Origin of the sequence: Spirulina subsalsa PCC 9445 (assembly GCF_000314005.1) — a bacterium.
Classification (GTDB): Bacteria; Cyanobacteriota; Cyanobacteriia; order Cyanobacteriales; family Spirulinaceae; genus Spirulina_A; species Spirulina_A subsalsa.
Map to the genome: position 1 here is coordinate 588,173 of NZ_JH980292.1, position 16,142 is coordinate 604,314.

General features: G+C 49.4%; 10 protein-coding genes. 7 read left to right on the plus strand and 3 right to left on the minus strand.

What is annotated here, in order from left to right:
• Positions 1 to 285 precede the first annotated feature (285 nt).
• Entirely contained in the window at positions 286 to 423 is a 138-nt protein-coding gene (locus SPI9445_RS30285; protein ID WP_017303261.1) for a hypothetical protein, read from the minus strand.
• A gap of 46 nt (positions 424 to 469) precedes the next feature.
• Between SPI9445_RS30285 and SPI9445_RS26890 the strand changes: the two genes are divergently transcribed.
• From SPI9445_RS26890 to SPI9445_RS0103150, 7 genes are all read left to right on the plus strand, one after another.
• Positions 470 to 2,539: a type I restriction-modification system subunit M gene (locus tag SPI9445_RS26890; protein ID WP_202803629.1), complete on the plus strand. Its 2,070-nt coding sequence runs from the start codon at positions 470 to 472 to the stop codon at positions 2,537 to 2,539.
• Positions 2,540 to 2,586: 47 nt separating this feature from the next.
• Entirely contained in the window at positions 2,587 to 2,817 is a 231-nt protein-coding gene (gene tumA, locus SPI9445_RS0103125) for an antitoxin TumA (RefSeq protein ID WP_017303262.1), read from the plus strand.
• Positions 2,807 to 3,184 carry a toxin TumE gene (gene tumE / locus SPI9445_RS0103130; RefSeq protein WP_017303263.1) on the plus strand — a complete coding sequence of 126 codons (378 nt, stop codon included), beginning with the start codon at positions 2,807 to 2,809 and terminating at the stop codon, positions 3,182 to 3,184. The genes tumA and tumE overlap by 11 nt, the downstream gene beginning before the upstream one ends.
• Positions 3,185 to 3,312: 128 nt before the next feature.
• On the plus strand, positions 3,313 to 4,605 hold the full coding sequence (locus SPI9445_RS27245; RefSeq protein WP_017303264.1) for a restriction endonuclease subunit S: 1,293 nt from the start codon (positions 3,313 to 3,315) through the stop codon (positions 4,603 to 4,605).
• A complete protein-coding gene (locus tag SPI9445_RS0103140) occupies positions 4,602 to 6,260 on the plus strand; it encodes a DNA glycosylase AlkZ-like family protein (RefSeq protein ID WP_017303265.1) in 1,659 nt (552 codons plus the stop codon). Before SPI9445_RS27245 ends, SPI9445_RS0103140 begins: the two co-directional genes overlap by 4 nt.
• A 59-nt stretch (positions 6,261 to 6,319) precedes the next feature.
• A complete protein-coding gene (locus tag SPI9445_RS0103145; protein WP_017303266.1) occupies positions 6,320 to 9,445 on the plus strand; it encodes a type I restriction endonuclease subunit R in 3,126 nt (1,041 codons plus the stop codon).
• A 2-nt stretch (positions 9,446 to 9,447) separates the two neighbouring features.
• Positions 9,448 to 10,131, plus strand: a complete 684-nt coding sequence (locus tag SPI9445_RS0103150) for a M48 family metallopeptidase (RefSeq protein ID WP_017303267.1) — start codon at positions 9,448 to 9,450, stop codon at positions 10,129 to 10,131.
• 83 nt (positions 10,132 to 10,214) lie between these two features.
• Here the strand turns inward: SPI9445_RS0103150 and SPI9445_RS0103155 are convergent, their stop codons facing one another.
• Entirely contained in the window at positions 10,215 to 12,020 is a 1,806-nt protein-coding gene (locus SPI9445_RS0103155; RefSeq protein WP_017303268.1) for a hypothetical protein, read from the minus strand.
• Positions 12,021 to 12,033: 13 nt separating this feature from the next.
• Positions 12,034 to 15,621: a Dor-1 like family protein gene (locus tag SPI9445_RS27250; protein ID WP_237747919.1), complete on the minus strand. Its 3,588-nt coding sequence runs from the start codon at positions 15,619 to 15,621 to the stop codon at positions 12,034 to 12,036.
• Between the last annotated feature and the right edge of the window lie 521 nt (positions 15,622 to 16,142).

Below are 16,142 nucleotides of genomic sequence, written 5' to 3' on the forward strand. Positions count from 1 at the left end.
CTAGGACTTTTAGCCGTTTTAAGAGCGAGAAACTGTAAGGTTTTAGGGATAAATCATCAAAAAGGCTTGCCTTTTTCCGATTCCCCCTGTTCCTTCTTTTTCCCTGTTTTCCACCCGGAGTAGAGTTATTCAGCAAGCCCTATCTAGGTTACGGCGGGGAGTTAACGCCAATTTGTTGGGGTATCCCGTGTTATGGTGCGTTACGGCCGAATAAACGCTCATCGTGGGAATTTGCCCTTAATTGCTGCCTAACGCACCCTACTGCTAAGTTGAAGCCACCCCTCCCTAAACCAAAAAGATACTTAGGGGATCCGCTAGTTTCTGCTGGGTTCCGGCTAACACTAGGGAGAGATACTGCCTTAAGCGTCGCCCTTGCTGATAGTTGGGAATATAATTCCCCTGACCATCGGGACGGAATACCACTAGGATAGAACAGGGGTGAATATACAGTTTGAGGACGGTTATTAAGTTGAAACGCGAAAAGATTACCCTTTCACAACTTGAAAGCTTTCTATTTAAAGCCGCCGACATCCTGCGGGGCAAGATGGACGCATCCGAGTTTAAGGAATTTATCTTCGGGATGCTGTTCTTAAAGCGCTTGTCGGATGAGTTCGACTGCAAGCGGGAAGAAATTAAACGCCAGTACGCCCACCTTGACGAGGAAATGGTGGCGGAATTGCTTGAAGACTCCCAATCCTACGGTGAAACCTTCTTTGTGCCGCGCCGCGCCCGTTGGCATGAGCCTTGGATGGATCAGGATAAGGACGGTAACTGGGTACAAGTCCCGGCAATCAAGCACCTGAAGCAGAATATCGGGGATATGCTCAACAAAGCCCTTGCTGCGGTGGAAGATGCCAACGATGCCCTGGCGGGGGTTCTCAAAAATAACATCAACTTCAATGCGGTCAAAGGTAAGACCAAAATCCCCGATCAGAAATGGAAGGACTTAATCGACCATTTCAATCAGCCGGGGTTTGTTCTGGTTAACGATAATTTCGAGTTTCCCGACCTACTGGGGGCCGCTTACGATTACCTGATCAAGTTTTTCGCGGATAACGCCGGGAAGAAGGGCGGAGAATTTTACACCCCGGCCGAAGTGGTGCGGTTGTTGGTGCAACTGGTTAAACCGGAGGCGGGAAACACCATTTATGACCCCACGGTAGGCTCTGGGGGCTTTCTCATTCAGTCCTATCAGTATGTGGAAGAACAAGGACAAGACCCGAAGGACCTGGCGCTCTACGGACAGGATTCCAATGGCACGGTTTGGTCTATCTGCAACATGAACCTAATTCTGCATAACATCACCAATTTCACGATTGAAAACGGCGATACCCTAGAAAATCCGCAGATTGTGGAGAACGGACAAGTCCGCAAGTTCGATCGCGTTCTGGCAAATCCCCCCTTTTCCCAGAACTACAGCCGCGCCAATCTGGAATTTAAAAATCGGTTCTGGGAATTCTGCCCGGAGACGGGAAAAAAGGCTGATTTGATGTTCGTGCAGCACATGATCGCCAGTCTGAAGACGACGGGACGGATGGCGACCATCATGCCCCACGGGGTTCTGTTTCGGGGCGGGAAGGAGAAGCTAATCCGCGAGGAGATGATTGAAAGGGATGTGATTGAGGCGATTATCAGTTTGCCTTCGGGACTGTTTTACGGGACGGGTATCCCTGCCTGCGTGTTGGTGGTGAACAAGAGCAAGCCGGACGAACTGCAAGACAAAATTCTGTTTATCAATGCCGATCGCGAATATGCCGAGGGCAAGGCACAGAACAAGCTACGCCCGGAAGATATCGAGAAAATCGATTATGTGTTTACCCAGAAGTTGGAGTATCCCAAATACAGCCGGTTGGTGAGCAAGCAGGAAATCGCGGAAGAACACGACTACAACCTCAACATTCGCCGCTATGTTGATAACACGCCGGAACCGGAACCGGAGGATGTCACAGCCCACCTGATGGGCGGTATTCCCCAGGGGGAAGTTATAGCCCAGGCGGGTGAGTTTGATCGCTTCGGAGTCGATCCTGATAGGCTGTTCGAGCCATTGCGTCCGGGATATCTGGCATTTCAAGGGGCGATCGCGCAAAAGTCGGCGATTAAAACGACATTGGAGGCGGACGACCGTTTGCAGGATACCCTCGGTCAACATTACCAAATTCTAGAAAGCTGGTGGCAGGTGGCGAGGGATGACTTTGCCCAATTGGGAGAGGGGAAGAAAATGCCGGAGGTGCGGCGGGAGTTGCTGACGGGGCTGAAACAGCAGTTAATCCCGTTGGGGGTGTTGGATGAGTTTAAGTCTGCCGGGGTGTTTGTGAACTGGTGGCAACAAATCCGCTACGACCTGAAAACGATTATTAACACGGGTTGGCATCATTCCCTGATTCCTGACGATTATTTGATTGACGAGTTTTTCCGGGGGGAAATTAAGGCGATCGAGGATTTGGAAAGCCAAATTAGTGCAGCCCAGGGAGAGTTAAGCGAGGCGGTGGAGTCAGGAGTTGGAGGCGGAACGGGAGGAGACATTGAAAACGTTAAATGAGTATTTAAACAAATTAGGGTATTTGAGTTAAGCTCTGGAGGTTCAAAATGCGAAAACAGCACGTTATTTATACTTCACCGTTGGATGCACTGATTGCCGTGACCAAGCGTCTGAGTTTGTATGAAAGTCAGTACAGTATGGACTCAGAGGAGTTTTTTAATCGCTACTCAAAAGGAGAATTTTCCGATGATGAGCATTGGGTTGAGTGGGCAAATGATTATCGTCATTTTTTGGGCTTGCGGTTGGAGTTAGAGAAGCGATTACAAGATGTTGCATGACGTTTTAGCCAATTATCTAAATCAGATTGAGCAGGCTTTAATGGCACTAGAGGATGTCTATGTCGAGCGATATGTGGAGGAGGTGTTAACGCCACAACGAGCTACGTTGCGGATTCGGGTGCGGTTTAGTGAGGGGCAGTTATTGGAAATCAATGAGGCGATTGTGGTTGAGGAGGATGTATTAATGTGGTTAGATTATCGTTATCACTATCAAAATCAGGGCAATTGTTTGATTTTTCGCTATGACAGCACTCCCCATTTTCCAGGTTTATCGAGTTTTCCCCATCACAAACATTTACCCGATGGGGTTATTGCTTGCGAAAAGCCAGATATTACTGAGGTTTTACGAGAGGCGATCGCTCAGTAATATGAGTGCTGTTAAGTTGGTTTGTTTTGGGAGAATTATGCGGTATCGAGTCAGGAGTTGGAGGCGGAACGGGAGGAGACGCTGAAGACGTTAAATGAGTATTTGAGTCAGTTGGGGTATTTGGATTCATGAGCGTAGAAGGTTGGGAAATCAAGAAAATTGATGAACTAGCGTTAGTTGATCAGGAAACTCTCAGCGAATCGACGGATAAAAATTTTTGTTTTTATTATATTGATATTGGTTCTATCATTGAAGGAAATTTATTAATTCCATCCAACACAATCACTTTTAAAGAGGCTCCTAGTCGTGCAAGAAAAAGAGTTTATTTTAGTGATGTTTTAATGTCTACGGTTAGACCTAATCTTAAATCTTTTGTTTATTTTGATAGAACAGATAACAATTATATTGCGTCAACGGGATTTGCCGTTTTATCTGCGAAGGATGGAGTAGATCCGCGTTTTATTCTTTATTCAATTTTATCTGATAAAATTACGGCCCAGATTGAATCTTATATAGTAGGTTCAAACTATCCAGCGATAAACTCTAATGATGTCCGTAATCTCCAAGTTCTTACTCCGCCTTTTGTCGAACAACAACAGATTGCAAATATTCTCTCTACAGTCGATCGCGCCATCGCCCAAACCGAAGCCCTCATCGCCAAACAGCAGCGTATCAAAGCCGGACTGATGCAGGACTTGCTGACCAAGGGCATCGACGAAAACGGCAATATTCGCAGCGAAGAAACCCACGAGTTTAAGGATAGTGCGATCGGTCGTATTCCTGTGGAGTGGGAAGTTAAACAAGTTGTAGATGTGCTTTTAACGTCTCCTAAAAATGGATATTCTCCACAAGAGGTAGATAGCTGGCAGGGTATCTATACCCTTGGTTTAGGATGCCTTACATTTAATGGATTTCGAGCAACTCACTTAAAAAATGCTCCCGCTAATGACTCTAATGTTGCAAAAGCAATTTTGAATGATGGAGATTTTTTAATCAGTAGATCTAACACCCGTGAGTTCGTTGGACTTGTTGGTATCTATCGGAATGTTGGTCATCCCTGTATTTATCCAGATTTAATGATTCGACTACAGTTTGATGATTCGGTTGATAATCGTTATATGCAATACATTTTGGGAGGAGAAAAACTAAGAAGACAAATTCAAAATGCTGCAACAGGTACTTCGGAAAGCATGGTAAAAATTAACTCATCAGTTGTTCAAAAGTTATATTTTTCCAAACCAAAACTAGAGGAACAGTATAGAATGCTAAAAATTTTAGAAAAATATTCCGAAAGTATAGAAATTTTCAGGCAACAAAGCGAAAAACTTAAGGTTAAAAAAACCGGACTAATGCAAGACCTCCTAACGGGAAAAGTCCGCGTCACCCCATTACTCGACAACAGTGGAGGTATAGACTCGTGACTCCTCAACTTCCCACCCAGGAAAGCCTCACCGTCGAATTTAAAAGCGACAGAAACAAACTGTCAGATCGGGATTTAATCGAAGCCATTACCTGCCTTGCCAACACCGAAGGCGGCGAACTCTGGCTAGGTGTAGAAGACGATGGCACCCCCACTGGACTCCACTCCAGCCGTTCACAACTTAACTATTTAGTGGGTCTTGTGGCAGCGCGAACCGCCCCCTCTCTCTCTGTTCAAGTCGAAGCCATTACCCTAGAGAGCATAACCGTCGCCCGCCTCCAAATCCCCCAAGCCAGAGGAGAAATTGCCACCAGTAACGGCGTGTATTTACGTCGTCGCCTCAAACCGGACGGAACCCCCGAATGTGTTCCTATCTTGCCCCACGACCGCATTAGTCGCGCCAGTCGCTTTGGTCTGACCGATGTATCCGCCCAACCCGTTGCCGAGAGTACCTTACAAGACTTTGACCCCTTAGAACGAGATCGGTTGCGTCAGTGCATCCAAAGCTACGGAGGAGATCGCCCCTTACTCGAACTCGACGACGAAGCACTGGATGGAGCCTTGGGCTTCACCCGCCGCCAACCCGATGGCAGTCGCATCCCCACCCTCACCGGGCTGCTCCTTATCGGTCGAGAAACCGCCCTTCGGGAGTTAGTTCCGACCCATGAATTCGCCTTTCAAGTCTTGGCACAGGAAGCCGTGCGATTTAACGAATTTCGACGCTTTCCCCTCCTCAAAGCCCTCGACTGGCTCGAAACCAACTTTCGCCCCTACAACCCCGAACAAGAAATTCAAATCGGGTTGTTTCGCGTCCCTATTCCTAAAGTGGATATGAGCGCATTTCGGGAAGCGATCGCCAACGCCCTCATCCATCGCGACTATCACCAACTCGGGGCCGTCCATGTCCGCCTCGAAGACGAAGCCCTGAGCGTCAGTAACCCCGGCGGTTTGGTCGAAGGAGTCACCCTCGCCAATTTGCTCACCACCGAACCGCGCCCCCGTAATCGCTGCCTAGCGGATGCCATGAAACGGATCGGCATCGTAGAACGATCCGGACGCGGCATTGATAGCATCTATCGCGGACTGCTACGGTTTGGACGACCCGCCCCCGATTACAGCGATACCAGTAACACCAGCGTTGTCCTCCACCTTGCCACCGCTGACGCTGACTTAGACTTTCTCCGCCTTGTCGTCGAAGAAGAAAACCGCCAACGCAAACCTCTCCCCATAGATAGCCTCATTGTCCTAGCCACACTCCGCGAAGCCAAACGACTCAGCGCCGCACAACTAGCGATCGCCATCCACCGCACTCCGTCCCAAGCTCGGAAAACTCTCGAAGTTCTCAACGAACTCGGTCTGATCCAAGCTCACGGAGCAAATCGTAGCCGTAACTACACCCTTGCCCCTAGCGTCTATCAAGCCATCGGCCACAAAGCCGAATATACCCGTCAAGTGGGTTTCTCAAATCTTCAAAACGAGCAATTAGTTCTGAACTACACGGCACAACATGGTCAAATCAAGCGATCGGATGTCATGGAGCTTTGCCGACTGACTAAAGATCGAGCGTCCCGATTGCTGAAAAAATTGCGCGATCGCGGTCATCTCGTACAATACGGCAAGTTACGAGGAACTTTTTACAAGCTCCCACCCGATTAGTTATGAGCGGTTATGAGCGTTTATGAGCAGTTATGAGCGATTATGAGGTCATCTAAAAAATGAAACCCGACAAAACCCCCAAACTCATCAAAATAGACGAGCGCAACCACGTCGAAAAGCCTTTCCTCGACCAACTTGAGGGGTTGGGCTGGACAATCCTGGATCTAGATCGAGGACAGAAACCCGCCGACAGCCATCGGGAAAACTTCCGCCAAGTGGTGATGTTGCCAGTATTGCGATCGCAACTCAAAATCATCAACCCCTGGCTCGAAGACGACCAAACCGAAGACGTTATCAAACAACTCATCGCCAACTTCCCCAGCACCAACCTCCTGGAAAATAACCGCCACATTTTCAACCTGCTGCAAGAAAACACCAGCGTCTCCGAAAACCGCCAAACCGGGCAAACCAGCCCCACCGTTCACTTTATCGACTTTGATCGCCCCGACAACAACAGCTACATCGCCGTCTGTCAGTTCAAAGTCCGCATTCTCGGCACCGAAAACCACATCATTCCCGATATTGTCCTCTTCCTCAACGGTTTGCCCGTCGTCGTCATTGAGTGCAAATCCCCCAAAACCCAGGAACCTATCCCCGAAGCGATCGACCAGATGATGCGCTACAGCGAACAGCGCGGCTACAAAGGGGAGGGCAACCCCGAACTGTTCTACTTCAACCAGTTCATCATCGCCACCTGTCGCAATCAAGCCAAATTCGGCACCATCACGACCCGCACCGAAAAATACTTTTATCGCTGGGCTGACCCCTACCCCCGCACCCTAGAAGATTTAGATCACGGTAGTAGTTCCCCCAACGACCAACAGCGTCTCGTTGCCGGAATGTGCTACCCCGCCAACCTCCTAGAAATTATCCGCAACTTCACCCTGTTCTCCGTCAACGATAAAGGCGAAACCCTCAAAATCGTCGGCCGTTACCAACAATTTCGCGCCGTTAACAAAGCCGTTCAAGGTCTGCTCAACGGCAGAACCCCAAAGGAGCGAAGCGGCATCATCTGGCACACCCAAGGCTCCGGCAAATCCCTGACAATGATGTTCATGGTCAGAGCCATGTATCGCCACCCCAACCTCTCCCAGTGGAAAGTTGTTTTTATCACCGATCGCACCAACCTCGAAAATCAACTCTCGGAAACCGGGAAGGGCGTGGGGTTCACCGTCAACCCCGCCAACAGCATCGCCGAACTCAAGGAACTCCTCCGCAGCGACTCATCGAACCTCGTTATGGGGATGATCCACAAATTCCAAGAGCGGGATCTACAGGAAACCTTTCCCGAACTCAACCCCGGCACCAACATCCTGATCATGACCGACGAGGCCCACCGCTCTCAATATTCCCTCTTGGGGGCCAACCTCGATCGCGCCCTCCCCAACGCCACCCGCATCGGCTACACCGGAACTCCCATCGACAAAACCGAAAAAGTGTTCGGGGACTACATCGACAAATACACCATGAGGCAATCCATCGAGGATAAAGTCACCCTTCAGATCATCTACGAGGGGCGCACCCAAAACGCCGAAGTTGGCGATCGCGCTGCGATGGATGCCGAGTTTGAGGACGTTTTCAGCGAATACAATCTCTCAGAACGCCTAAAAATCCTAGGTTACGGCTCCCGCAATGCCTACCTCGAAGCCCAGGATATTATCGCCGCCAAAGCCGGGGACATGGTAGCCCACTACGTCCGGCAGATTTTCCCCAACGGTTATAAGGCTCAGGTTGTTGCCACCTCCCGCGAAGCTGCCGTTCGCTACAAACAACACCTAGACGCGGCACTTTCTGATGAGATCCGCCAACTGGAAATTTCCAACCCCCACAACATCAACGTGGAGCGACTGAAACGCCTGAAAACCGATGTGGTAATTTCCGGAAGCCACAACGACAAACCCGACTTTAAGACTTACACTAACCCCTCCACCCACAAAACCACCATCAAAAGTTTCAAACTCCCCTTTGATGCCAAAGAAGAAGGCACGACGGGGGACATCGGGATCGTCATTGTCAATAATATGCTGCTGACGGGGTTCGATGCGCCTATCGAGCAAGTGCTGTATCTCGACAAGGTGATCCAGTCTCACAACCTGTTGCAGGCGATCGCCCGCGTCAACCGTGTCGCCGGGGAAGCGAAAGACAAGGGCTTTGTGGTGGACTATGTGGGCATTGGACACCATCTCAAACGGGCGATCGACAACTACGACGAACGAGAACAGCGAGAAATCGAAGAAACCTTCAGTTTCCCGGAGGAGGAGATCCGCCAACTCGAAACTGATTATCGGGCAATTATGGACTTGCTGGAGGGCTACGGACTCACTGATTTAAGCGATTACGATGCGTTCTATGATGTGTTTTACGACGAAGAAATTCGGTTCAAATACATTCAGGCGTTCAACAAATTCACCCGCAGCCTCAACTTAGTTTATCCCGCCAAAGAAGCCCTCACCTATCAAAACAACTACAAAACCCTCGCCGAAATCAACGTTTTGGCAAGCCGCCACTTCCAAGACACCCGTCTGACTATGAAGGGCATCCCGGACAAACTTCGCCAAATCACCGACGCTCACCTAGAATCAAGAGGAATCAGTCAAAAGGTTCAACCGATCTCGATTTTAGATGACCAATTCGAGCATGAAGTCGTCGCGACCCACCAACGCACCAAAAACAAGGCCGCCGCAATTGAACACGCCTTGCGAAACTACATTGATATTGACTTAGACGACGATCCAGATTTACAAACCTCATTTGCTGATGCTCTAGCGGAAATTTTGGAGCAGTTTAAGGACAACTGGGAGAAAATTTATGAAGAACTGGAAAAACTACGCCAACACCTGAAAAATGCTGATCAGGAACCTACCTATGGGCTGCATAAAAAAAAGCAGATGCCCTTCTTTCGGATGTTAAAACGGGAGTGTTTTGGAGAAAGTGAGCTAGATGATGATAAAATTGCCCTGTCTGTTACCCTTACTCAACAAGTTTACGATGTCGTCGAGCGAGAACTTCAGCTTACCGGATTTTGGGAGAACATCCCGGCTCGGAAAAAACTGGAAACGGACATCCAAAACATCCTATTATCACCAGAGTCTCCTCCAGATCTGTTTAGTAAACGAAAACAGATTATTGCTAAGGTAATGGAATTAGCAGAAAAGAACAACGATAGGATATTATACAGTGGATAGCCATGCAGTTTGATTATCACGTCGTTTTCTCTCCAAAACGCAAAAAATTAACCATTACTGTTGAGCGTGATCGTTCGATTATTGTTAAAGCACCTACTGGAACTTGTCCAGATAAAATTAAGAAGATCGTCGAGTCTCGCAAGCAGTGGCTTTATGAAAAAACCCGTCACCCCCAGAAGTATCGCCCCCCGCTTCACCCTCCCGCTAAGGAACTGGTTAACGGAGAATCATTGTTATATTTGGGAAAAAGTTACCGTTTAGAGCTAGTTGATACGGTGGATTACATTGAACTGGTCAACAATTGTTTTTTTGTTCCAAAGCATCAGTCTAAACGGCGGGGAGAAATCTTTCGAGAATGGTATATTGAACAGGCAAAACTGATTATTTTTCCTCGGGTTCAGCATTACGCCGAATGTCTCGGAGTTTCCTACAATCAAGCAAAAATCACTGATAGCAAATATCGCTGGGGGTCTTGTACCCTGAAAAACAACGTAACTTTCAATTGGCGACTGGTTAAAGCTCCCATGTTTGTCATCAACTATGTAGTCATCCACGAGTTAACCCATTTTTTGGAACCCAACCACACGCCCCGCTTTTGGGGCATTATTCGCTCCCAGACACCCCACACAGAAAAAGCAAGGAACTGGCTTAAAGTACACGGCACTTTGTTGGATGAGACACTGTGAAAAATAGCACAGTGATCGGAGGTGGTGAGAAAATACACTGGATTGGATAATCATGACTAACGGCCTTTTTGGGCCACCCCTCCCTAAACCAAAAAGATACTTAAGGGATCCGCTAGTTTCTGCTGGGTTCCGGCTAACACTAGGGAGAGATACTGCCTTAAGCGTCGCCCTTGCTGATAGTTGGGAATATAATTCCCCTGACCATCGGGACGGAATAAGGGGGCGGCCATGATGGCCTGATATTCTACGGTTTGCTGGGACTCCTCACTCAACCAGAGCAGATGATCGACGGTGGGGACTAACCCAGAGGGTAATTTTCCTTCTAAGATGGCTAAAACCCGCCACATACAAGCTTTTGGATTAATGCCCCGTTGTTCTAAGGCCTGTAACATTCGGTCAAGGGTGATGGGTTTTTGGGGGAAGGTGTGGAGTAATTCCGAAAGCAGGAAAAAATCACTGTATTGGTGGCGCAAACGGTCGAAGAGTTGGGGATATTGGGGCAGTTGGGCGAGTCCCAGAGCAACTGGACGGGTGTCGGGGGGGTGAAGGCCTTGGATAAAACGGGCTTGGGGGAATTTTTGTTTTAACCAAGGTTCGAGAAAGGGCCATAAGGGGGTGAAAAAATCCCCACTGTAGAGAATTTGGCTGATTTGGGTTCCGGGATGCTGCACCCTCTCATCCTGATAGTCTTTATGGCTGAGGAGGAGATTAATCTGTTGGTTGAGTTGTTGGGTGAGGGGGGTTAATATCTGTTCAATTAAGTCCCCCCGTTGTACTCCCCAAGTCTGTTCTCCGAGGAAGGTGGAGAAGGATTCCTGTTTCTGTAAAATCAACCACACTCGACGAGCCATTTCTAAAAGCGATCGCCCTTCGGAAAACCCCAAGACTTGCAATAAGGCCTGGTCTCGCTTGGGGCGGTCTGGTGTTCCTCCTTGGGGAGCTTCAAATTGTAAATCGGTCAGAAAGGCTTGTTCTGGTTGCCACTGCGGATAAATCAACTGGTAAAAAATATCCTCATATAAGGCCTGTAACCCATAGTCCAAACTGGTCAGGGTGAAATCCCCATAACAGAGGTCGTTTAAATCCTCGGGAAGGTCTACTAAACCCAGTTCAAGGGTGGTTGTACCCCCTTGGAGGATTAGGGTGCTAGAAGGGGCAAGGTCGGGGGTGTAGGGGCGGGGATCTTCGAGACGTTCCTGCTGCACCTGTTGCCGATTCTGACGGACTTGTGACCAATGGGCGAATAAAACGGCGATCGCATCCTCCACAAAAATCACCTGATCCGGACGTTCCACCACCTTCGCCCCCAAAATCGCCTCCCGCACATTAAAGCGATAACTATCCCCCCAAGTCCCCGGACAGTTCACCACCACCGCCACCACATTCACCAACATCTCACTCAACACCTGACCCGATAACCCCTTAGCCCCCACTCGATACAAATGTTTTGCCCCAGCAGGCGTTAAGGTACTCAATAAACTCTGTAACGCCCGTTGCACCCAATATAGGGAAATCGTTTGACCCCAATCCCCATAAACCTTGGGCTCCCATTGTCGTTGTTTGCGACTGTAATAAGGCACCGCCACATTCAACAACGGCTTAAACTGCTGAACAAACGTCCCCTCCCCCGGTTTCGCCACCTGGGCCGCCATCTCCCCCACCACCATACTCAACCGAGACTTCCCCGTTGGTTTCACCTTGGGGCTAAAATAGGCCATCAACGGCAACACCGAAAGCTCCCCATGCTCACCCCCACCATGGCGGGCTGACCAATAGAGGGGATATTGTTCCCCGGTTCCCACTTGCTGCAACACAGCCGAAAGGCCAAGGGTGTCAATCTCTAAACCGAGATAACAACGATTTTCTGGAGCTTCTTCCGAGGAAAACATGGACGACAGAGGGTTAGGAGTGATGTTTAAAGGGGGAAGGAGTTGTCACCTCACTCCAGGGGTCTGTTGTAATTTCTGTAATAGAGTGAATAATCCTCACCTCATCGGAATCCTCCTCCGATTCTAGGTCAGCCTCAGCTTCAAAATCTAGACTTTCCTCGGGACTGTCCCATAAATCTGCAATAGGGGGCAACTCCTCAAAAACCATTTCAGGGGGATCTAGAGGATCCAAGGGGTGAAAATCTCCCGCATCTACAAACGTCACCACCGGATCCGTTGCCACTCCATTCATGGGGAGTTCTTCCCAATCTTCCTCCGTCGGTAAATCCAACAGGGACGAATTCGGATCTTCAGGCCAACTCTCAGGATCAACTACATTCGGTTCTAAGTCATTCTCTGTCGATAGGTGAATCCCGTCTGAGGGGGAAACTTCGTCCGGTGTCTCTAGTGTCAAGGGATGGGTCATCTCGTCCTCGTGAGGCTGTTCTAAGACCCTTTCCGGTTCAAAATTTCCCTCGTCTGGTGAGCTAGTTTCCCACTCTTCAACAGTCGGTTCTACTGTCTCCTGTGGGGTAAAGGATAAGAGAACCTCTCCGGGGGGATTTTCTGCCTCTGGTGAGCTAGTTTCCCACTCTTCAACAGTCGGTTCTACTGTCTCCTCCTGCGCTAAAACCTCCTCAATAGGGGATTCTACTAGCTCATCAACAGGAGCAGCCAGAAGCACTTCCTCTTCTTCTAAAACCTCCTCAACAGGGGATTCTACTAGCTCATCAACAGGAGCAGTCAGAAGCACTTCCTCTTCTTCTAAAACCTCCTCAACAGGGGATTCTACTAGCTCATCAACAGGAGCAGCCAGAAGCACTTCCTCTTCTTCTAAAACCTCCTCAACAGGGGATTCTACTAGCTCATCAACAGGAGCAGCCAGAAGCACTTCCTCTTCTTCTAAAACCTCCTCAACAGGGGATTCTACTAGCTCATCAACAGGAGCAGTCAGAAGCACTTCCTCTTCTTCTAAAACCTCCTCAACAGGGGATTCTACTAACTCATCAACAGGAGCAGCCAGAAGCACTTCCTCTTCTTCTAAAACCTCCTCAACAGGGGATTCTACTAACTCATCAACAGGAGCAGTCAGAAGCACTTCCTCTTCTTCTAAAACCTCCTCAACAGGGGATTCTACTAGCTCATCAACAGGAGCAGTCAGAAGCACTTCCTCTTCTTCTAAAACCTCCTCAACAGGGGATTCTACTAACTCATCAACAGGAGCAGCTAATTCCGTTTCCGGTACAGGAACAACCTCCTCGGCCGGACTAACACTAGACCCCTGTGCAACCTCCGGTTCTCCCCATATATCCCCCTCCCCCCCATCATTCATGGCTAAAGGACGAGCAAAGGCAGGATTAGAATTAGGGGGACTGCTAGCTGTATCATCAGAGTCCCACATATCCCGAGACACAAAAACCTCGTCGGGTTCTTCTTCTTCCTTTTCCTCAATCTCGACAACTTCCACCTCGTCCTCTGCTTCCTGTAACAGCAAATCAGACAAGGACTGAATCACCACCACCCCGGATAAGTTCTCGGGTGGAGCAACGGCAACCACTCCCTCCTCTGCTTCCTCTTCGTCTAACACAATTTCTAGGGATGGGGGGACAGAAGTCACTGCTTCCGGCGATTCTACTTCCTGATCAGGAACGGATTCTGTTGTTGTTTCTAACTCTTCGGTAGGTTCTACCCGAGTGGGTTCTGTTGTTGTTTCTAACTCTTCGGTAAGTTCTACCCGAGTGGATTCTGTTGTTGTTTCTAACTCTTCGGTAAGTTCTACCCGAGTGGATTCTGTTGTTGTTTCTAACTCTTCGGTAGGTTCTACCTGAGTGGGTGCTACTTCCTCATCCGGGACAACAGCAGGGGCAATTTTTTCCTCGGGTGTAGCCACTACTGGAGACTGTTCAAAACTTACTAAATCCTCGTTGAGATGTTGGAGGGTTTCCTCTCCTAACACTTCATCTAATACAGGATGAGGCAGAACCGAGGTTTCCTCTTCTGAGACGAGTAACTCCTCTTGTTCTGGATTGTGAAACTCATCAATGTTCTGTTCTATCTCTTCTGCTTGTTCGGGGGAACGGACGACTAAATCCGACACCTGATCTAACAACAGGGTTAATGAGGCGGTGGTGACAATCTCCTCATCCTCCTCCTCGCGGTTTTCCCCGAACTTGTCTTCTGCTGGCGATAATTCGGCCGGGGTTGCGGGGGCGGGTAAAGTAAGGACTTCTTCAAAGAGCAGGGTTTCGAGGGTGACATCTCCCCGCAAGACCAACCCAGAGGAGTCTTTTAACCCGGTGGCAGGATCTTCTAACTCCCCAAAGAGAGCGGTTTCTAAGGGTTGATCGGGGCTGATTCCCTCAAAAAAGACGAGTTCGGGGGTGGGAGGTAGGGATTCTTCGGGGGTGAGAACGAGATCGGATTCTGGGGGGGGTGTTTCGGTGGTGAATAGATCGGAGTTGCTGCCGAATAACTGCTCATCCCAAGCTTCCCACATTTCGCCGGCCTGGGGGGTTGCAGTGGTTTCGGGGGTGGGTTCTGTGGGGGCAATCTGGAGGACTTGATTGGCTTCTGTGTCGCTTAAATCGAGATCCAGAATGGCGGCGAGGGTGTCGGGTACCTTGGCGGCTTCAGAACGGTCTAAAATGTCGAAATGATGCCTTTCTAGGGGGATTTCTACCCCGGCAAAGGGGTAGAGGGCATTTTCGAGGGAAAGCTCTGCTGTGGGCGTTTCTGGGGCTTCTGGGAGGGCGGGGGCTGGGTCGGAGGAGGAGGGGAGGGAGAGGGGCGTTCCTAGGGCGGGGGTGAGTTGTTCTAGGTAGTCCTGGAATAAATTGACGCTTTGTTCCCCTAGGTTGTGGAGATCGGCGATATTTTCGCCGAGGGAGTAACGATAGGCTTGGAGATCCTGTTCTAGGGTTTGGAAGACGCGGCGCACGGTGGCATCCCAACTCATCAACAGTTGATCAAATTGGCGCTGGAGTTCTCGTAATTGTTCGAGACGTTCGAGTTGTTGTAGGGGGTTGGGGTTGAGATTGGGGGGCAGGGCGGCATTTTGGGGGTTTTCCTGTAGGAGGGGCAGGAGTTGGTGGGTGAAACTTTCGAGCGATCGCGCCATTTGTTGCTGAAGCCCTTCACTACACCGGGCGAGTAACACCTGAACAAAATCCCCGGTAATCTGTTGACGCTGACTTTCGAGCTTGCGGATCTCATGGAGTAAGGCCTCACGTTGTTGACGCAGGGTTTCTAACTCCATCTGTAAGGGTTCAATCCACTGATGGCGCTGTTGATTCATCTGTCGCATGACGGCCTGGGCGATCGCCTCGGCTGTCTCTTCCCCCCCTACTCTCCCCATCTGGACTGGATTGGGGGCATTTCCTTCCGAAGGCTGGGAGAACAACAGAAACTGACGGATTTTCGCTAAAACCCTCTGTTGTTGATGGAGTTGTTGTTGATGCACTTGTTGGGGGTTAACCTCTCCTGCCTTGGCGTTAACCCCAGTCAAAACCTGATCAATTTCTGCAATCAGTGCGTGAATATCCGTTGGTGAAGTCACAGTCAAACCCAGATTGTAAAAGTACGCAAAGCGGAAACGCCCTATCTAGGGCTTGCTGAATAAGTCCGAGAGTTGGGGAGTCGGGAGTCGGGAGTCAGGAAAAGGCAATAGTTAAGAGTTTTGGCTATTCCCCTGCTCCCCCTATTCCCTGTTCCCCGTTCCCTGTTCCCTAGCCCCACCAGCAGAGTTATTCAGCAGACCCTATTTATCTTTAGATTATCTTGACACTCTCCCGATACATTGGGAAATTTTTGACTCAACACTTGGAGTTTGCTGAAAAAAACACTCTCTGCGAGACGCTGCGCGTTGCGTAGCAAACGCTAGACTCAAACAAGGGAACGCCGGATTCTGGAACAGATCATCTAGAACTGGCACAAGTGCCTATTCACGACTCCTGACTCTCACTTCCCGACTGGTTCAGCAAACCCTACTGAGAGGCCTTGCCTAAATCATAACCCAGGAACATCAGAGAGAAGATATCCTGACATCCTCCCACACTGAATCAGAGATTATAGTGTGGGATTCCC